Raw genomic sequence first — 18867 nt, forward strand, 5'->3', positions numbered from 1 at the left:
CGCGTCTGCGCAGGGCCGAGAAACCCGTCGACACCGCTGCCACTCCCCGCAACGGGCGCTGCGGACGCCGCGGTCCGCCCCGGCGCAGGAAGTCACCTCCATGGGCCGCGCACACGGCCGTACCCCTGGGCCGGACCGACTCGATGCCGGTGCGACTCGGGGCGCAAGTACAAGAAGTGCTGCGGCACTCCCGCCAAGAACCGAGAGGCGTTCCGACACCGGGCAGGGCACCCGGAGCAGCCGGTGCGACACAGCTCCCCAGCATGCGGACCACGATCGCCGTCACCGGGGCATGGGGTGACGTGCGACGCGGAGGGATGGGAGCCCTGCCTCAGTGACGCAGCAGCAGCGTGACGCCGGCCACGACGGCACCGAGCACGATCGCGGCGACGCCGTAGGCGACCCGGTGCGAGCGCAGCCAGGGCAGCAGTCGGTCCACGGCGATCCGGCCGGGGCCGGTCAGGGCGAGCGCCACCGCGGTCAGGGCGATGAGGAGCTCGTACTCGACGCCCTCCGGGGCGAAGAAACCGCCGCCCCACTTGACGGAGATCGCGTTGACAAGCGTGCCCGCGACGGCCGCGGCGGCGAGCGGAGTGAGCAGGCCCAGCACCAGGCCGAGCCCTCCGAGGGTCTCGCTGAGCCCGGCCACGACGGCGAACGCCTTGGGCGAGGGGTAGCCGGAGGCGGCGAAGAACTGCCCGGTGCCGTCGATGCCGCCCCCGCCGAACCAGCCGAACAGCTTCTGGGCGCCGTGCGCGGCCATGGTCAGCCCGAGTGCGAGGCGCAGAACGAGCAGGCCGATGTCATAGGCGCGGGCGGGCGCGGCCGGGGCCTTCTCGGGCGCGGCGGCGGGGTGGGACAGGGTGGTGGCAGGAGTAGTCAAGGGAGGGGCTCCTCGTGGGGCGGATGGCAGGGGCCGCGCGAAGGCGGGCGAGACCATTAACTTGAATCTTCAAGGTAACTCACCGATCGCCCTTACTTCAACTTTCAAGCAATTCCGAACTCGATCACTCGCCGGACCTGGCGGGCGGCGGTCAGGTCCGGCGGGTCGAGCCTTCGGACGGCCGCAGCCGTGGTTCCGCAATCCGGTGCCGGTTCCGGCTTGCGGTTTCCGCTACGTCAACTTCTACCGTCTTCGGTGTGGCCGGAGAGACCGGCCCGGCGATGTGAGGCGGGGCAATGGCCTGGTCGATCGCGGATGTGGCCCGGATGTCCGGCGTGACGTCCCGGACACTGCGGCATTACGACGAGATCGGCCTGCTGCCGCCGGCGTGGATCGGGAGCAACGGGCACCGCTACTACGAGGAGGCCGATCTGCTGCGGCTGCAGCAGATCCTGCTGATGCGGGAGCTGGACCTGGGGCTGCGCGAGATCCAGGCGGTCCTGGACAGCCAGGTGGATCAGCTGGCCGCGCTCCGCGAGCACCACCGACGACTGCTTGCGGAACGCGACCGGCTGGAGACGCTCGCCCGCACGGTCGGCCGCACCATCGCCGAACTGGAGGAAGGCAAGGACAACAGCGCTATGGCAAAGATCAACAGGCCGGAGAACCTGTTCGAGGGATTCGAGCCCGGCCGCCACGAGGCGGAGGCGCGCGAGCGGTGGCCGGAGCAGTGGGAGCAGTCCCAGCGAGCCATCGCGGGGATGACCGCCGAGGGTATGGAGCAGTGGCAGCGTGAGGTGACGGCGCAGATGATCCGCATGGCGGAGTTCATGGTGACCGGCACGCCCGTCGCCGATCCTGCGGTGCAGGCCGAGGCGGACGCCCACTACCAGGGCGTGTGCCGGTTCTGGACCCCGTGCGCGGCCGCGTACAAGGGACTGGGCCGGACCTACGTCGACGACCCTGAGTTCCGAACGAACTTCGACAGGATCGCCGACGGATTGGCCGCCTACCAGCGCGATGCGATGGCCGTCTACGCCAACGCACGGCTGAGCTGACCCGGTTCACACCGCCGGGGGGCTGCAGACCCCCGGCGGCAGGCAACCACCAGATCCCACCTGCACAACCAGACCACCGAAGCCCCCGAAGTCGCTGTTCGATGCGGTGGCTGCGCGAGCGCCGGTTTCTGTTGCCAGGGCCGAGCCGACCGGCCCGGCTGGTGGGCACGGTTCGGGAGGCGGCGAACAACCGGCTGCGGGACACCCTGTACGGGCTGCTGGGCACCGGCCAGCGCGCGGTACCGGACTCGCTGCTGTCCGTGCCACCAGGGGCACGGGTGCCGGAGTTGGACCGGCTGAGGCGCGGTCCGGTGCGGATTTCCGGGCCCAGATGAAGTGGGCGTTTCGGGCGGGCGGGAAAGTAGGACCAGACCACCCGGGCTGCTGGCTCGTTGACCAGCACAGACGGTGTCCGCCCCCGGGTACCCGTGCGGCCCGCGGGGCCTGGCTCGTTTTTAAGGACGAAGCTGGGCAGTCGATGAGGCCGCCGCGTGCCAGAACCTGGGGCAGGGTCGGTTGCACGCCGGTCGTGCGGGTGCGAGGCCGGGGAGCCGGCCGGGTCTCCATGGCAGGGCTGAGCTGCTACAAGCCCGGGACGATCGAACTGGAAATGCAGTGATCTACGTCATTGGCATGGCGGTTGGTAGGAACGGTCCGGCAGGTACTTCTTCCAGTCCTGCTCGGAGATGGGGTCCCCGACCGCGTTGCAGAGGTCGGCGATAACGTGCTGCGGATCGGCATCCCACAAGTCGATGCCCGCGGAGGCGCGGACGACGGCGAGGGTCTTGCCGTCGGGAGTGAATGCCAGGGAGTAGAAGGCCGATGCGGCCGGCATGTAGAACTGCCGGGTGGGTGAATCCGGATCACTCACGTCCCAGACCTCGGGGCGGCGGTCGTAGTCCCCGCTGGGCGCGATCACTGCGAGGCGGGTCCCGTCGGGGCTGAAGGCCAGCGGGCCGTCGAGTTTGCCGATGGACACCTTGACGGGGGAACCGACGAGGCGGTCACGGCGGACGTCCCACAGCCGGAGCGTTCCGGTGTCGTCGTAGAGCGCGAAGAGCTTCCCGTCCGGCCGGAACGCGAAATGAGCGTAGTCGGTGCCGGTGGGCAGGCGCACCGACCACGATGCGGACGGGTGCGCGGGATCGGTGACGTCCCAACTGCGCACCAGTGGGCCCGCGGTCGGGCGGGCCGCCTTCCTGTCGCCTTCGGCGGCTTCATTCATGACCAGCGATCTGCCGTCCGGGGAGAAGTCGAGTCCGTACCCGGTCGTCTCGATCGTGGAGAGGCGCCGCGGATGCCGGGGGTCGGCGATGTCATAGAGCCGGACGACCTGGGGCTTGGGGTTGCTGGCCGTGAGGCCGTTGTAGTCGGAGACGGCAAGGAGGGGCTTGGTCGGGCTGAAGGCCAGTGCCCCCACACCGTTGTTCACCTCGATCATGCCCAGTTTCTGCTTCGGGCTGGCGGTGCTGCGCAGAAAGAGATTGGCGTACGTCTCCTTGCCCTGCTTGTAGACCTCGGTGTCGGCGAGAAGCTTGCCGTCCGGGCTGAGGGCGATGTCCTGTCCCGTGAACATGTCGGGGGCGACCGTCGTGGCCAAAGGGTTGGATCGCAGATGCCGGAGACTGAGATCCCGCAGCCAGTTCGTGCCCACGCCCTGGTAGGCGAGGAGCAGCTTTTTCCCGGCCATCGCGAGGGACAGCTGGCCTCCGGTGCCGGGTGCCGGCGGTATGAAGCCCACCGCCCCCGGCTGGGCGCCGTTGGAGAGGTCCCAGACCTGGACACCGCGGTCGGTGGCCTTGAGCAGCTGTTCGGCGTTGCCGGGGACGAACAGGGCCGCCCCGCCGTCCGAGCCAAAGACGGTGTTCTCCGCACCTGGCAGGACCGCGTCGGTTCCGTGGGTGTAGATCCAGGTCTTCCAGCCGCCGCCGCAGCTCGCGACGATCCGTTTGCTCTTCGAGGCGAACGCCATCGAGGTCACACTGTCGGAGCATCTGCTGGAGCCGTTCGACACACCTTTGTCCGCCGCCACGACCTGCCGGGGAGCCCGCGGGTCGTCGAGCGTCCACAGGGCCAGGTCGGTACTGGACGCGAGGGTGTCCTTCTTCTTCGGTTCCTCGGCCGGTGCCGCCAGCAGTCCGCCCGCATTGTCGAAGGCGATCCGGTGCAGGGGTCGTTTGGGTCTGAAGGAGTAGGACGTGTAGGGCGCCGCGCGCAGCGTGGCGACGGGTGTGGTGCCGGTCGCCTTCCACAGCCGTATCCGCCCGTCGACGCTCGCGCTTGCGAGCAGCCCGCGCTTGGGGGAGACGGCCAGGGAGTCGACCTGCTTGCTGTGGCCCCGCAGCGCGGACAGTGCGTGCGGTGCCGTCGGATTACCGGTGTCCCAGCGGAGGATCTTGCCCGCTGACGTACCGGCGAAGAGGGTGTTCCCGTCCGTGCCGAAGACCAGCGCGGTGACCGTGTCCGACGTCGTGGGCGCGGCCAGCTTGCGCGGGCGGTCAGGGTGGGAGATGTCCCACAGCCGTACGGTCGCCGAGGTGGAGCCTTCGTTGTCGTAGGTGGCCGCGGCGAGCACGCTGCCGTCGGCAGCCACCGCGATCGGGCCGGACAGGATGCCGCCGATCCTTTCGTCGCCGTTCCGCGTGCGCAGCGCGATCGAGTCGCCGGTGGAGATGGCGAGCACCCGGCCGTCCGCGCTGTAGGAGAGGTCGTAGGCCGGATCGTCGCCGTTGATCACGCCGGGGGTGCGCTGGCTGTTGAGGAGGGCGCTGCGGCCGGCTTTGTGGTCGATCTGGTACGAGAGCAGGCTGAGTTGCTTGGCCAGGCCGGGGTGGAGCTCACGCTGGCCCTCGGCCTCGGCGGCCAGATACCGGGCGAGGTCGCGCTGTTGGGCTTGGTCGGCCCGCCGCCAGTAGATCCCGGCGCCGACCAGACCGGTCGTCGCCAGCAGGGCCAGGACGACGAAGAAGGTGAACGCGGCACGGCGTCGGCGGCCTTCGCGCGTGTGCTGACGCCAGGAGCTCTCCATGAACTCGGCGGACACCGAGCCGAGTGGTGGGGCGCCCGGGGCGGCGGTGCGCTCCCGCATCGCGGCGAGCCGGTTCCCTCGGTACAGCAGGGAGGGGTCCCGTTCGGAGCGTACCCAGGACGCCGCGTCGGAGGCGAGCTGCTGGCGGGCGCGCAGCACGTCACGGTCCTCGTCGATCCACTGCTCCAGCTGGGGCCAGGCGCGCAGCAGCGCCTCATGGCTGATGCGGACGGTGTCGACGTCGAGCGTGAGCAGCCGGGCGTCGGCGAACCGTTCGATCGCGTCCCGGGCGACCGTCTCGTCGGGCACCCCGTGCAGGAGTACGGGCCATTCGACGGGCTGCGCGGTGTCGGCGGCGTCCTCGCTCACCCTGGCCAGCCGGGGCAGCATGAGACGCACGGCCTCCTGGCCGGCCGCGTTGAGCCGTCCGTATACGTTCTCCGCGGTGGTCGCGACGGCCTTCGTGATACCGCCGGTGGCGAGGTAACCGGAGACGGTGAGCCGTAGGCCCTCGCGCTCCTTCCACGTCTCCTGCAGCACGTGGGACAGGAGGGGCAGCGCCTCTGCGGGGGACCGTCCGCCGGTCGCCCTGCCCAGGTCCTTCAGGATAAGGGGGGCGAGCTCGTCCTCGAGTTCCAACTGCGTGGTGGCCGCCGGTTCCTCGATCGAGGCGCGGAGTTCGTCGGCGTCCATCGGATCGACCAGCAGCTGACTCTCGCTCAGGACGGTCCGCAGTTCGGGGTGTGCGACTGCCTGAGCGTAGAAGTCCGCCCGCAGCGCGAAGACCACCAGGGCCCGCGGCTCGTGGCCTTCTCCGGGCCGGGCCAGTGCGGTCACCGCCCTCAGGAACGCCGTCTGTTCCTCCGGGTCCGTACAGAGCGTGAACAGCTCCTCCAGCTGATCGACGACCATGACCAGCCGTTGCCCCGGGTGGTCCAGCAGCGGGTCCACAAGTTCGGCCGCGTGGCCGTTCGCCAGCAGCGACTCTGCGGCGTCGGACGACTCGGGCGCGAGGGCGTCGGCCAGATTCCGGAGCGGGTTCTTGCCGGGGGTCAGACGCCGGCTGCGCCAGCCGGTCGCCCCGGGCAGGCCGGGTAGTCCATGGGTGCGCAGTCCGGCCAGCAGACCGGCATTGAGCAGGGAGGTCTTTCCGGAGCCGGACGCCCCGACGAGAATCAGGGGGCCGGGTCCGCCGAAGGCCGCCGCCGTCGCCTTCACAAGGCGCTCGGTCATCGTCGTCCGCCCGGCGAAGACATCGGCCCGGTCCACCGTGAAGGGGCCGAGCCCCGGGTAGGGGCAGACGCTGTCAGCGGGCGGCTGCCGTTCCGGTGTGGAGGCGCGGGTCCGAAAAGCCGGGTTCGGCGCGATGACGAGGTTGCCGGAGAGATCTCCGCTCACCCGCCGTGGTACGGGTTGCTGTCTGTCCCGCAGCTTCCGATCCAAGGCGTAGTAGGCCGCGTCCAGGGTCAGCGACTGCTGCCCCTCGGCGTCGCCGTGCTCCAACAGCTCCAGGAACGCTCCGGTGAACGTGGTGTGTTCGGCGTCCTCCGGAGCGCGGGCCAGTAGCTCCGCCGACCCGAGGAGATACATCCCGTTCCCGGGTGCCGCGTTGAAAGCGGTGACCAATGAGGTGCCGCCGAGCGACACGCGCCCAGAGAAACAGCAGTCGAGCACGACGACTTTGGACGCCGCCCGGCTCGCCAGCACCGCCTCCCGCAAGGCGGCGAAGGAGTACGCCTGGTGCTCGGCCATGCCGGGAGTGAGCTCCGCGGTGTTGCCGGCGGCCAGATATAGATCCCCGCCCGGGGTAAGCAGACCGTGCCCGATGAAATAGACCAGCAGAACGGTGTCGGCCCGCTTCGTCGCCCTGGCCACGGCGAGGGCCATGCTCTGGGCGTCAGCTGGGTCGAGCACCGCCGTCACATGTTCCGGGCGCACCCCGCAACGCTCGATCAGAGCCGTCCGCAGATCTCTGAAGCTGTCGGCGACCGAGGGTACCGAGGGCAGTCCGCCGTCCTGGTGCGTCGCGGTGGCGATCAGCAGAACCTGTACGCCCGCGCCGTCCAGATCGGTCATCGGTCCCCGCGGCGCTCGGGTGGGACGATCTCCAAGGTCGCATCTCCTTGCTGGTCCTGCACGCCGAGCAGGACCGCGACGTCGGCCACTTGCTGCCGTAGGGCTGCCGCGTCGAGATCGGCCACGTTCCTGGCAGAGAGTTCCAGCGAACGGCGGTCCGGGAGCGTCACCTTGATGTGTATCTCACTGCGCCGGGTACGCAGCCAGGCGATGACGGTCGTGGCCAGCGCGGTCGCCGCGGCGCCGGGACCGAGGGCCACCGTCAGCGCCTCGAGTAAAGGTCCGAGCGTGCCCTTCTCAGGTGGGCTCTCCTTGCAGCCGACTCGGCCTCTCAACTCGTCGACATCTGTCAACCAGGCGTGCAGTGAACGAAGCTGGTCAGCCGCCTTCGGGCCGTCAGTGTTCAGCGTCACTTCTCACAAGCCCCCGTCGCCGCCGCGTGTAACCCGCTGCCTTCACGGTTGCAATGAGACTAGCGGCTGCTGCTGGGCCTGACTAGGGCCCCTGTTCTCCACAGGACAAAGGTGACTCCACCCCGCGGCGGTTCGGTCGTTCGAGGATCCGGCGAGGCAGGACAGGAACAGGGGAACCGCGTCCGGCGACCTCGTCGGTGCCCACAGCAGACCGAAGCGTCACCGAGGTCGCCTGCACGCGCGGCTTCACCACCGTGCCCCTTTGCAGCCGAACCCTGCGTGAGGTGCGTATCGCGGTCGGCGCCCCGGATGGCGTCGATGGCTCCGCAGGCGCGGCATACGCCCCCCGCATCGCCCGTAGAGGCGTCGAGTCCTCCGCCCGGCTCGGCCGCCACCGCTGACGGCGTCCTCGTCCTGGCGCACTCCGAGAAGCAGGACGCCGCCGCGACCTGGAAGAAGACGTTCGGGCACCACCCGCTGATGGGGTTCGTCGACCATGGCCGCGGCGGGTCCGGCGAGCCAGTCGTGGGTCTGCTGCGGCCCGGCAACGCGGGCTCCAACACCGCCGCCGACCACATCGAGGCCACGAAACTGGCCCTGACCCAGCTGCCGAAACGGCTCCGACGGGGGCGTCAGACGCTGATCCGCACCGACTCCGGCGGCGGCACCCACGAGTTCGTCGCCTGGCTCGCGAAGCGCGGTCGGTGGCTGTCGTTCGGCCGCCGTCCGGGTCCGGCACGGTCGCCCAGGTGAACGAGCCGGAGGTGGCGGTGGCGGCCTTCAGTACCTGGAGCGTGCCGGAGGACAGGTTGCCCCAGGCCGTCAGGACGAAGCGGCAGAAGCAGCCGAATCGGCTTGGGACTCACTCCGGCTCACTCCCCCACCGCCACCTCCGCCCAGACCGTCTTCGTTGACGCGTCGCGGACGATGCAGCCCCAACAATCCGCGTACGCCTCGACGAGCAGCAGACCGCGGCCCGATGTCGCATCGGCGGACGCCGGTCCCGCTGCCGGGATGGGCGGCAGGCGCTTCGGGTGGGTGTCCGTCACCTCGATACGGACGGCGTGAGGCAGGAGGACGAGCGTCAGACGGAAGTCGCGGCCGGGGAGGCGGCCGTGGGTGATCGCGTTGGAGACCAGCTCTGCCGTGACCTGGGCAACGGTCCGCACGAGGTCGGAGTCGTACGCGACGCCGCACCACTCGGTGAGCTGCTGGACGGCGAGCGTACGGGCCAGCCGGGCGCCACGTCTGGTGCTGCTGAGCTGAATCCTGAACTCGGGTACGGGCAGGTGCGGTTCGTGGGTGATCGCCTGTTGCTTCACCCTGCCATCGTGGGTCCGCGTCGGCAGCGCTGACCAGGTGCGATGGCCGTACGCGGTGGTGGTTGTACGGGCTGAGCCGACGGGTGCGGCACGTGGTTGTACGGGTCTTGTACGGGGTGCTACGGGTCCGGGGCCGTGTCCCGGGACCATCGGAACTCACGTGGTTCAAGAGCAGCTACAGCGGGACCAGTGGCGGCGACTGCGTCGAGGTGGCTGCTGCCCATTGAACGGTCTACGTACGGGACTCGAAAGCTGCGAGTGACGGACCTGTGCTGCGAGTTGGCCGAGGCGAGTGGGCTGCGTTCACCTCGCTCGTACGGCGGTAACCCCGCCGCAAACTGATTGCCCGTTGCTCCGAGCACCGCCACCGGTACGGGGCACGGCTGCCGCCGGGCAAGTCCTGAACGCTGCGGTCGTCGGTGCACGCATCGGGTCACCGCATTGGCATGCCGGTTCGGACCGTCGTACCAGTGTTGGGCTGGACCCACTTGAGTCCGGGCTGACCGCGACGCGGGGTGTCCGTTGCTGCGTCAGGTGCTGTATGAACACGATATGTACCTATGCCCGCACTGTGCGCAGCCCGTCAAACGCACCCGCTCGGGTCGTGTGGCGCCTCACCTCCTGACCGCGTACAGCGATCTCCGCTGCAAGGGGACAGGGGCGCAGCCCGTACGCGGTGCACGTGGCAAGGATTCCGAGGACTCGCCTGTCGACCAGCTGGAGGCGACGCACGAGCTTCCTGCCCCCGACTGGCTTCCCCCTTGGCGGCAGCAGCACCTGGCCTCCCTCGCCCTCCCGGCCGCGGGCGACGTGCGTATCTGGCTGCCCTACAAGACGTCCTTGGGCCACCGCGCTGCGATCGGCACCATGATGCCGACGGCTACTCCGCCGATGTGGGATGGACAACGCAACTGCTGGACAGCGCCGAAGGGCCACTTCTTGACGCTTTCCAACAGGCTCCTGAAGCGTCACAGGCATCTGATTCTCGGCCGCGAGTACAGGCCCAGTGAGAGGTGCAACGCCCGCTGCAAGAACGCCGAGGGGCCGTACTGCACCTGCTCGTGCCGGGCGAAGTACCACGGCCGTGGACGGTGGATGGAGGACTTCATCATGATCCATGAGTTCGGCACCACCTACCGAAACGAATCGTGGCACTGGCTTGTGGCGACATCGGCCCGCTGACGCACGTTCCAGCTTCCGGCGTCATGCCGTTGATTACCTGGCGTCAAGTTTGGCGCGCAAGGCAGCAATGCGCCACCTGCCCGCAGGGTAAACCGGGGCGCGGACGAACGCTGTACGGGCGTTGTACGGGTCCGGGGCCGTGACGGCGGAGCGGCCTGTCCTGTTGAACCAGGTCCAGTCGCAGTGGGGTGGCCGGAAGGGCGTGAGTGCAGTGCGGGATACGCGGAACGGGCGCGCGGTGAAGGTGAAGCCGAAGGAGGAGAACGATCTGCCGGGCGTATGGGTCGCGTACGGCAGACTCCTCCAGCACCTGCGTTTGCGGGCGAAGTTGACCCAGCAGGCCTTGGCAGAGGCCATCGGCTACTCGCTGGAGCAGGTTGCTTCGGTCGAGCAGGGACGACGGCCGGCGAAGTCCACGTTCACCGAGGCGGCGGAACGCGTGCTGGGTGCGGGGGGCGTGCTGGAGGTGTTGCAGGACGACGTGGACCGGGCGAAGCTGCCGCAGTTCTTCCGCAACTTCGCGCATATCGAGGCGGAGGTGGTGAGCCGGTTCTCGTACGATCCGCTGCTGGTGCCGGGGCTGTTGCAGACGGAGGGGTACGCGCGGGCAGTGTTCGCCGGGCACTGCCCGCCGTTCAGCGAGGAGGTCGTCGACCAGCACACGGAGGGGCGGCTGGGCAGGCAGAAGTTGCTTACGCGGGTGCCGCTGGCGGAGCTGTCGTTCATCGTGAGCGAGGAGGCGTTGCGCAACCCGGTGGGCAGGGCGGAGGTCATGCGGGAGCAGTGGCAACGGTTGCTGGAAGTGGGCGCTACGCGCAACGTAGAAGTTCAGGTCATGCCTGCCGGGACAGGCTTCCACGTGGGCCTGGACGGGCCGTTCGTGGTGCTGGAGACGGATGAACACATGCACCTCGGGTACATCGAGTCCCAAGAAGTTGGGTGCGTCATCCGCGATCCGACAGAGGTCAGCGCGTTCGGTATGCGTTATGGCAAGCTGCGATCACAGGCTCTGAACGGCGTGGAGTCCGCTCGGTTCATCGAACGGCTGGTGGGAGAGACATGAGCGTGGAGCAGGTAACCCAGAACGCGGACGAGCTGCACTGGTTCAAGAGCAGCTACAGCGGATCGGGCGGCGGCGACTGCGTGGAGGTGGCTGCCGGTCACGGGGCCGTGTACGTGCGGGACTCGAAGGCGGCGGGCAATGGGCCGGTGCTGCGAGTCGGGCAGCGTGAGTGGGCGGCATTCGTGCTCACGGCGGTGTAGCGCCGGGTCGGGCTACTGAACTGAACAACGGGCTCGCTTGCGTCACTTGAGGTGGCGTGGGCGAGCCTGTTGTCATGCTGACGGCTCAGAAGAGGGCGCCCTCGGCGCCGTCACCGAAATCCGAGCCACCCCGTGCGGCGAGCTGCTCGTTGCGCTTTCGGATAGCGTCGGCGGAAGGCTTCGGCATGTCCGGGTGCTTGACCGGCTTCTTGTGCAGGCCGAGGTAGACCTCGTCGGCGTACGCCTGGTGGTTCAGCTGGCGGAGGCGGTCGATGATCTCGGTACGGGCGAGGAGGCCGATGGTGTAGCGGGTGCCCTGGTCGGTCTCGTGGAAGCCGTGGTCGAGCGGGAACGTCTCGTGGGTCGGATCCGCGTGCGGGGTCTGCCCGGAGTCGTCCAGGAGGTCGAACCAGCCGTAGGCCTCGACGGTGGCTCGGTCGATCTCCTCGTGGATACGTCGGAGTTCGACGATGTCTTCGTCCTGACAGTCGGGGTTGTGGACCAGGTTGTAGGTGGCGGTGAGACCCATGTTTCGGGCGAGCATCAGGTCGCGGCGGTAGGTGTCGAGGTGGGTACCGGCGGCGCGGAGGCGGGGGGTAAGCAGCGGGCGGACAAGGGTGTCAAAGACATCGGTGGGGGTGTATCGAAGGTCGCCCTTTAGGGTCGAGGCACGGTCGATTGCCCACCAGTAGTGGGTGGCGCTACTGAGCACAGCGAGCAGGGCGCAATCGCTAGATTTAAAGACGTTAAGCGTGTGAGAGAAGACTTGGCTCGTGGGAACCAGAACGGGCATCACCACTTTACTCACAGCCGTAATCACGATACACCGATCAAGTTGGCTGAGAGCCCTTACCATCTCACCACGCGGCCGCCAATACTGCCACCAACGGTCAATCAAACCAGCATACGATTTTTGATTCTTTCGCTCACACTCTGGCTTCACATCAGCGAGGACTTTGGCAAAAGCTTTCGGGTATGAGCGCGCTTCCCCTTCGCTCCATTCACGGAAATTGATAATCCAACGGTTCGAACCGTGTTCGGGATGGTTATTAACATCATGCCCGTTGATGTACGGAAAAACTACAGCCGAATATTTAGGGTCCTCTGCAATCCATAGCCGAGCCTCCGCTTCCGGTACAGTGAATCCTGTACTGTCCGGCTTGCAACCACTGAACGAAATCGCACTGTCCTTACCAACAGATCTGACCCACGACAACTCTCTACTCTTGGGGGTAAGAGACGTGGTAATACCTTGCGGCACAACGAATCCACCAAGAATTCGCTTCGCCTGATCACCAAGCGGAGCTTTACTGGACCACACCGCGCAATATTCCAATGCTGCAGAATTAGATGGCCAACGAGCACTCTTAATTGCGCGTCGAACATCGATGCCGGCAGTCTCCAATTGATCCAAGCCGGTCTCTCGGGTGTCACCTTGCGCCAGCGTGTTTGTGGCAATCAATCCACCCTGACCGTGAACATTCAGCAAAGCGTGAGCGCGCAGCGCAAAGTAAGCCACAAGATCAGCTTTCCCCCTGATCCCGCCTGCGAGGTAATCGATCACGTATTCTCGATACGCCTCCCCCATTGCAGCAGTGACCTTATGCCCACCCAAGAACGGCGGATTCCCCACCACCGCATCGAACCCACCCCCCAACGTGAACACCTCCGGAAACACCAACGGCCAATGCACCGGCCGCCGTTCCAGTCCCCCCGCCGGCAGCTCCGCCCCCAGCCACTCTTCCGCCGTGGCTCGCGCCTCGCGCACCACCTCCGAGTCGTCCTCGACCCCGTCCGCGAAGAGCTTCTGCACGATCCACGCCGCCTGCGGGAACAGGTCCTTGACCCGCTCGCCGCCATCCGCCGCGTACCACTCCACCCGCCCCGACGCACACGTAGCCAGCGCCGCGCCCGCAATCAGGTCGCCCACCAACCGCAGCCGCCGCGAGTGCCGGTTGACGTCCTCCAGCCGCTCCCGCTTCCGCTTCAGAGCGGGCAGGTCCACCCCCTTGATGGCGGTGATCGCCAGGCGTTCCCGCGTCAGCTCGTCCACCAACTCCCGGGCCTGCTCGACCAGCACGTCCGACTGCCGCTGCGGCTTCATGTGCACCGACTGCAACTGCTCCATGCTGTCCACGCCCAGCAGCGAGTCCCCCACCACCAGTCGGTCGTCCAGGAACGTGAACGGCCGAGTCGGGTCCATCGACACCAGCCACAACGACAGCTTCGCCATCTCCACGGCCATGGGGTTGATGTCCACCCCGTACAGGCAGTGCTCGATGATCTGGCGGCGCGACTCGACCACCACCGGGTCCTGCTCCGCGTCCGCCGCCGTCACCGCGTCCACCGCCCGCCCCGCCCGGTACGCCATCGCGTCCGTGCGGCCCTCGCCCTCCCACGCCTCGATCAGGCGGTCGCCGAGGTATCGGCACGCGGCCACCAGGAACGCCGCCGAGCCCATCGCGATGTCCGCGACCTTCAGCGCGAGGATCTGCTCGGGCGACTTCAGCCGCCACTCCCCCGTGTCCGCCGTCTGCAACGGACCCGGCTCATAGACCAGGGGCTCCAGCGCGTGCCGGACGACGTCCTCCGCCAGGAACCTGGGCGTGTAGTGCGTGCCGGTGTTCTTGCGGAGCGAGGACTCGGTGACGTACAGCGAACCGTTCGGAATGACCATGGGCAGGTCACGCAGGTCCCGGCGCAGGATGCCGAAGAACGGGAGCAGCCGCTCGCTCAGCGCCGCGTTCTTCGTGACGGCGTTCAGCTGCCGCCGCGCCTCCACCTCGTCCCCAGCCGGGGCGAGCAGCTTCTCCAGCTTGGCCGCGCTCGCCGGGGGCTTCGGGTCCTTCCACTTCTCGTGGATGGTTTTCGCCAGCGCCTTCAGCGACCCGCCGGACTTCGCCGCCAGGGACTCCAACTCCCGCAACGACACCTCGTGTTCGAGGCCCTCGGGACCGATCAGGCCCACCATGTCCTCTATGGCCCGCTCGCCGCCGTACGAGAGCAGGCCCTCGTACACGTAACCGATCTGCTCCACGTCCAGGGCGCGGAAGCTCAACGTGCGGACTTCGGCGTTCTTGCCCGTGCCGACGCGGACCTCCTGCACCGACTGGAGCATGTGCAGGACCGTGCGGTCGTCTATCGGGAGCAGCGGGGTGGTGAGCTCCAGCCAGTCGTACGTGTCGGGGGCGAAGATCGAGCCGTCGTACGCGGGCAGGTGCAGCTCGGGATGGTCCACTCCGCCGTGAACCGCGTGGAAGAGGGCGATCAGGCGGTGCCAGGCCGAGGTGGTGTGTTCCAGGGCGCTTTCGCCCTCCGCGTCGGCGCGGGCCTTGAGTTCGGCGCGCAGGAAGCGGGCGGAGTACGCCTTCGCGTAGACCTCGTTGTCCGCCGGGAGCAGGCCGCGCTCCTCCGCGTACAGGAGGAAGACTATGCGCATCATGACGGCGACCGCGCCCCGGTAGACCTCGCCGGCGGCAACTCCGTTCGCGTGCAGGCCCGGTGCGCCCGCGTCCATCGCGCGTACGTCTGCTCGCCCTATGGCGTCGACGAGGAGTTCCACGGCCTGGCGGACCTGGATGCCGAGTGCTTCGGTGACGTCCTCGCCGGCGGCGAGGCCGGCCTTGAGCAGGCCGACCAGGGTCTCGGCCTCCTGGTACTCGAAGAAGCGGCGGCGGCGCAGGAGGGAGACGAAGGCGCGGACGACGTTGCGTTCGGCGGCCTCGTTCCAGCCGATGGTGTCGAAGACGGCGGTGGTGGTGACGCCACCTATGGGGGCCCAGACCAGGCACCACCAGCGCCCGTCGGTGACGAGACCCAGCGGGATGTCGTGGTGGCGGAGCAGCCGGGCCAGTCGGTCCGCGGGGGCCGCCGCCCAGTCGCTGCCCGCGGCGGCACGGGAGGTGGGGACGGTTCCGGCGGGGACGGTCGTGCCGAGGAGGCGGACGCGTTTGGCGGCGGCGGTGTCGGGTTCGGTGGCGAGGTCGGTGCCCGGTTCGACGAGGGCGAAGTCGGGGCGGAGTACGGCGCCGTGCTCGGGTATGTGGAGGGTGAGGCGGTCGAGCGCGAGGTCGTCGTCCTCGCCCTGGCGGAGCGTGAGCGCGTCGCCCCAGCCGAGGAGGGAGCGCAGGACGTACGCGACCCACTCGTCGCGGCCTGCGGTGGTGTCGTTCTGCCAGTCGGCGTGGTGGGCGCGCAGGCGGGCCCGTTCGTCCTTGTCCAGGGCGTCGAGCTGGGGCCAGTGACGGCGGAGCACCGGCATGGTGAGGAACGGGCCGGAGACCTCGGTGAGGTCGAGCCACTCCTGGTGCTGGCGGCGGCCGTCGAGCGCCTGGGCCTTGGCTGCGGCGAGACCACGTGAGACGGGGCGAGGGCTCATCGGCGGGCTTCCTTTGCGGGGATCACGAAGACGACGGCAACGGGGAAGAGGTGGGCGCGCGGGTCGCGGTAGCGGGCGGCGATCGCGGCGAGTTCGCGTTCGCGCTCGGCGGGCAGTCCGTCGAGGCGCTGCTGCCAGCGGGCCCGGTCGTCTTCGTACTGACGGCGTTCGGCTGCGGTGATGTCGTGCCGGCTGAAGAGGGCGAACTGTTCGCTGGAGCCGTCGCCCTCCTCCTTGAGCTTGGCGCGCAGGGTGGTTTCGAAGCGGCCGAGGGTGGCGGTGATGCGGCGTTCCTCCTCCGCCTGCCGGTCCGCGAGCGCCTTGACCAGGCTGTCGCCCCGCTCGCGGGCGCGGGCTTCGAGGGAGGTGTTCAGCGGCTTCGCCAGCTTCCCCCACGCCTCGGTGAGTTCTTGCCGGAGGTGCGGGGCTGCCTCGGCGCCTTCGGTGAGCGCCGTCGCGAGCGCGTCGCCCTGGGTGCGTACGGACTCCCAGCGGCGGAACCGGCCGGTGTCGCCGAACCAGCCACCCGCGTGGATGACTTCCTCGTGCAGGCGGGTGCCGTCGTTGCCGACGAGGACGTAGCGGGCGTACGCGGAGACGAGGGTGGTCGTGATCGCCGGGTCGTCGCTGACGACGGCGGTGACGCGGTGCAGTCCCACGGAGTCCGCGTTCCACACGGCGGCTGTCAGCAGACGCGTCGACAGAGCGACCAGCGGGTGCTTGAGGTGGGTGAGGACGACGTCGTCGCGGCCCTTCGCCGCGACGGCCGCGTCGAACGTGATGGGGCGCTGCTCGTCCTCGCGCAGCTTGTGGGCGAGACCGCGGCTCGCTCGTTCCCAGGTGCCGGAGAGCGGTGGGACCTCGTACAGCTCGCCGGGTTCGAACTCCTCGGCCAGGCTGTGGTCGGGGGCCAGGGGCGGCTGGTGGTCCAGAGCGAGGGCTGTGTCGACGACGCGTTTGATGTTCGCGGGCGTCAGGCCGAGGGTCGAGACGGTCTCGTCGTACTGGTCGGCGAGACGCTTCGTCTGGGCGGTGACGTTCTGCTCCGGGGCGACCTCGCCACCGGTGCGGCGTCCCTGGATGGTGCGCGGCTTGGCGTTCTCGATGTCGACGGGCGTCGTGTCGCCGGTCATTCGGCGCTGGACCGCTTCGGCGATGACGGCGTTGACCGATCCCAGATCCTGTTCCATGCGCGCGACCTTCTTGGCGACGCGGGACAGGAACTCCAGGTCCGCTTCGTACGAGCCGGCCTGGGCCTGCTGCCAGCCGGAGCCTATGAAGTGGGATATCTCCGGGTCCCTGCGCTGGCCCCAGCGGTCTATTCGGCCTATTCGCTGTTCGAGCTTGTTGGGGTTGAACGGGATGTCGTAGTTGACCAGGCGGTGGCAGTGGTTCTGCAGGTCGATGCCCTCGCCGGCCGCGTCCGTGGCGAGCAGGATGCGGACCGCGCCCTCGTCGGTGGACGGGTCGGCCTGGAAGCCGAGGCGGATGCGTTCGCGGTCCTCGGTGCTGAGGCCGCCGTGGAGGACGGCGGTGCGGCCGTCGTCGGTGAGCTTCTCCTGGCGCAGCAGGGTGAGGAGCCAGTCCAGGGTGTCGCGGTACTCGGTGAAGACGACGATGCGCTCGTTCGTCCAGTGCTTGCCGTCGGCGGTGCGGCAGACGGCCTTGAGCGTACGGAGGAGGGCCTCGGCCTTGGAGTCGGCAGCGGCCTCGTGAGTGACCGCCCAGCGTTCCATCCGCTGGAGAAGGTCGAGTTCCTGATTGTCCTCGGCCGGCGTCAGGGAAGTGGAGCGGGTGAGTGCGGCGTCCTCGGCGTCGACGAGACCGAAGTCGTCCAGGTCGGCGACCATGTCCGCGAAGTCATCGAGCCAGTCGGGTACTTCAGCTGCTGCGGTGCGGGTCCGGGTGCCGGTGTCCTCAAGATGGGACAAGTAGACGCGGACCGTGTGGAGGAAAGCGGCCGGGGACGAGAAGAGACGCTTCTTCAGCAGCAGCGTCACCAGGTCTGCGGCGCGACGGCCGCCCTTGGCCGTCGGAACGAGCTTCTTGCGGCGCAGGTCGGCGAACGAGCTGAGCAGCCCGTGGATCTCGCGTTCGGTGTCCGTGTAGTCGACGACGAGAGGCTTGGTCAAGCGGGTACGGAAGCGGGGCGTGCCGTCGGCGTTGGTGACCGTCGCCTTGAGCCGCCGTACGACGGTGTCCTTCAGCGCTTCCTTGTCGGGGTCCATGCCACGCGCGAAGCGCTGGTCGTCGATCAGTTCCAGGAGCGCGGTGTACGACTCGGGATACCCGTTGTGCGGGGTGGCGGAGAGGAACAGGCGGTGCTCGAAGTGCGGGACGAGGCGCCGGATCAGCTTGGTCTGCTGGGAGTCGACGGCGTACACCTGCTTGGGTGCCGAGGGTGCGACATGGTGGGCCTCGTCGAGGACGAGCAGGTCGAAGTAGCGCTTGTGCTCGCCGTTGCTGCTCTCCTCGGGGGCGCCGATGACCTCGTCCAGGAGGCGCTGGGCCTTCGTACCGCGCAGCCAGGGCAGGGACACGATGGTCAGCGGGTGCACGCGGAAGGGGTTGGCGGCGGTGCCGTGGGTGCGGCGAAGCCGGGCGCAGTGCTCGGAGTTGACGATGGTGAAGTCCAGGCCGAACTTCTCCGCCATCTCGTCGCGCCACTTGAGGGTGAGTCCTGCGGGGCAGACGACCATGATGCGGCGGGCGCGGCCGCGCAGCAGCAGTTCCTGGGCGACGAGACCGGCCTCGACGGTCTTGCCGAGGCCGACGTCGTCGGCGAGGAGAAGGTTGACGCGGGGCGCGCCGACGGCGCGGGAGACCGGTTCCAGCTGGTACGGCTCGACGGCTACGCCGGAACGGAAGGGTGCCTGCAGAGTCTTGGCGTCGGCGGAGGCGACGGCCGACCAGCGGACGGCGTCGAGGAATGCGGCAAGGCGCGACGGCGGGTCGTACTGGCCTGTCGAGGCGTCCGGGAGGGAGCCTGCGGGCAGTACGCGACGGCCGGGCTCGACCTCCCAGATGACGGAGAGGGTGTCGCCGAAGCGGCCGTCGGCGACGGACTGGAGGTGGACGAGGGTGGCAGCCCTGCGCCCGCCGTGTTCACCGCCGGCCGGGGAAGGTTCGACGCGGGCCACGACCCAGGACTGTCCGCGTACCTCGACGAGCTTTCCCTCCTCCGGAAGCTCCTCGGTGCTGATCCGCTCGCTCTCGCGCTGGGCTGCCGGCGTCATCGGCGCTGTTCCCCCTAGGTCTCTCCCG

General features: G+C 68.7%; 10 protein-coding genes and 4 pseudogenes. 8 read left to right on the forward strand and 6 right to left on the reverse strand.

Translation table 11 applies throughout. The features are described 5' to 3' along the window. Nucleotides 1-331: 331 nt before the first annotated feature. Complete coding sequence (locus ACZ7L9_RS22930) at nucleotides 332-883, reverse strand: DoxX family protein (protein ID WP_471417548.1); 552 nt, start codon at nucleotides 881-883, stop codon at nucleotides 332-334. A 296-nt stretch (nucleotides 884-1179) separates the two neighbouring features. Between ACZ7L9_RS22930 and ACZ7L9_RS22935 the strand changes: the two genes are divergently transcribed. The 3 genes and pseudogenes from ACZ7L9_RS22935 to ACZ7L9_RS22945 form a co-directional block, all read left to right on the forward strand. Beyond that, the gene (locus tag ACZ7L9_RS22935) at nucleotides 1180-1941 is read left to right on the forward strand and encodes a MerR family transcriptional regulator (RefSeq protein WP_471417549.1); all 762 of its coding nucleotides are present in this window, start codon (nucleotides 1180-1182) and stop codon (nucleotides 1939-1941) included. A gap of 107 nt (nucleotides 1942-2048) precedes the next feature. Further along, nucleotides 2049-2273: pseudogene (locus ACZ7L9_RS22940) on the forward strand (hypothetical protein); the annotation flags it as partial. Nucleotides 2274-2365: 92 nt separating this feature from the next. Next, a pseudogene (locus ACZ7L9_RS22945) lies at nucleotides 2366-2536 on the forward strand (IS630 family transposase); the annotation flags it as partial. A 30-nt stretch (nucleotides 2537-2566) separates the two neighbouring features. On the opposite strand, the gene ACZ7L9_RS22950 reads toward ACZ7L9_RS22945, so the two are convergent. After that, nucleotides 2567-7045 carry a caspase, EACC1-associated type gene (locus ACZ7L9_RS22950; protein WP_471417551.1) on the reverse strand — a complete coding sequence of 1493 codons (4479 nt, stop codon included), beginning with the start codon at nucleotides 7043-7045 and terminating at the stop codon, nucleotides 2567-2569. Further along, the gene (locus ACZ7L9_RS22955) at nucleotides 7042-7458 is read right to left on the reverse strand and encodes an effector-associated constant component EACC1 (RefSeq protein ID WP_471417553.1); all 417 of its coding nucleotides are present in this window, start codon (nucleotides 7456-7458) and stop codon (nucleotides 7042-7044) included. Before ACZ7L9_RS22955 ends, ACZ7L9_RS22950 begins: the two co-directional genes overlap by 4 nt. Nucleotides 7459-7857: 399 nt before the next feature. On the opposite strand from ACZ7L9_RS22955, the pseudogene ACZ7L9_RS22960 reads away from it, so the two are divergent. Then, nucleotides 7858-8175, forward strand: a pseudogene (locus ACZ7L9_RS22960) (transposase); the annotation flags it as partial. A gap of 155 nt (nucleotides 8176-8330) precedes the next feature. On the opposite strand, the gene ACZ7L9_RS22965 reads toward ACZ7L9_RS22960, so the two are convergent. Beyond that, entirely contained in the window at nucleotides 8331-8780 is a 450-nt protein-coding gene (locus ACZ7L9_RS22965) for an ATP-binding protein (RefSeq protein WP_471417556.1), read from the reverse strand. 116 nt (nucleotides 8781-8896) lie between these two features. On the opposite strand from ACZ7L9_RS22965, the pseudogene ACZ7L9_RS22970 reads away from it, so the two are divergent. The 4 genes and pseudogenes from ACZ7L9_RS22970 (at nucleotide 8897) to ACZ7L9_RS22985 (ending at nucleotide 11225) form a co-directional block, all read left to right on the forward strand. Further along, nucleotides 8897-9106, forward strand: a pseudogene (locus ACZ7L9_RS22970) (DUF397 domain-containing protein). Nucleotides 9107-9386: 280 nt separating this feature from the next. After that, the gene (locus tag ACZ7L9_RS22975) at nucleotides 9387-9962 is read left to right on the forward strand and encodes a hypothetical protein (RefSeq protein WP_471417558.1); all 576 of its coding nucleotides are present in this window, start codon (nucleotides 9387-9389) and stop codon (nucleotides 9960-9962) included. 244 nt (nucleotides 9963-10206) lie between these two features. Beyond that, nucleotides 10207-11025, forward strand: a complete 819-nt coding sequence (locus ACZ7L9_RS22980) for a helix-turn-helix domain-containing protein (RefSeq protein ID WP_471417681.1) — start codon at nucleotides 10207-10209, stop codon at nucleotides 11023-11025. Then, nucleotides 11022-11225 (forward strand): DUF397 domain-containing protein, encoded by a 204-nt coding sequence (locus ACZ7L9_RS22985; RefSeq protein ID WP_471417560.1) that lies wholly within the window; start codon nucleotides 11022-11024, stop codon nucleotides 11223-11225. The genes ACZ7L9_RS22980 and ACZ7L9_RS22985 overlap by 4 nt, the downstream gene beginning before the upstream one ends. A gap of 85 nt (nucleotides 11226-11310) precedes the next feature. Here the strand turns inward: ACZ7L9_RS22985 and ACZ7L9_RS22990 are convergent, their stop codons facing one another. After that, nucleotides 11311-15603, reverse strand: coding sequence for an Eco57I restriction-modification methylase domain-containing protein (locus ACZ7L9_RS22990; protein WP_471417562.1), 4293 nt, complete (start codon nucleotides 15601-15603; stop codon nucleotides 11311-11313). Further along, entirely contained in the window at nucleotides 15600-18839 is a 3240-nt protein-coding gene (drmD, locus tag ACZ7L9_RS22995; RefSeq protein WP_471417564.1) for a DISARM system SNF2-like helicase DrmD, read from the reverse strand. Before drmD ends, ACZ7L9_RS22990 begins: the two co-directional genes overlap by 4 nt. Nucleotides 18840-18867: the final 28 nt, after the last annotated feature.

The sequence above is a fragment of the Streptomyces sp. NPDC111516 genome, from assembly GCF_055635345.1.

Excerpts from the sequence above, each read along its gene's own strand:
- ACZ7L9_RS22935 (WP_471417549.1), top strand. The coding sequence starts at position 1,180 with ATGGCCTGGTCGATCGCGGATGTGGCCCGGATGTCCGGCGTGACGTCC.
- ACZ7L9_RS22950 (WP_471417551.1), bottom strand. The coding sequence starts at position 7,045 with ATGACCGATCTGGACGGCGCGGGCGTACAGGTTCTGCTGATCGCCACC.
- ACZ7L9_RS22985 (WP_471417560.1), top strand. The coding sequence starts at position 11,022 with ATGAGCGTGGAGCAGGTAACCCAGAACGCGGACGAGCTGCACTGGTTC.
- ACZ7L9_RS22990 (WP_471417562.1), bottom strand. The coding sequence starts at position 15,603 with ATGAGCCCTCGCCCCGTCTCACGTGGTCTCGCCGCAGCCAAGGCCCAG.
- drmD (WP_471417564.1), bottom strand. The coding sequence starts at position 18,839 with ATGACGCCGGCAGCCCAGCGCGAGAGCGAGCGGATCAGCACCGAGGAG.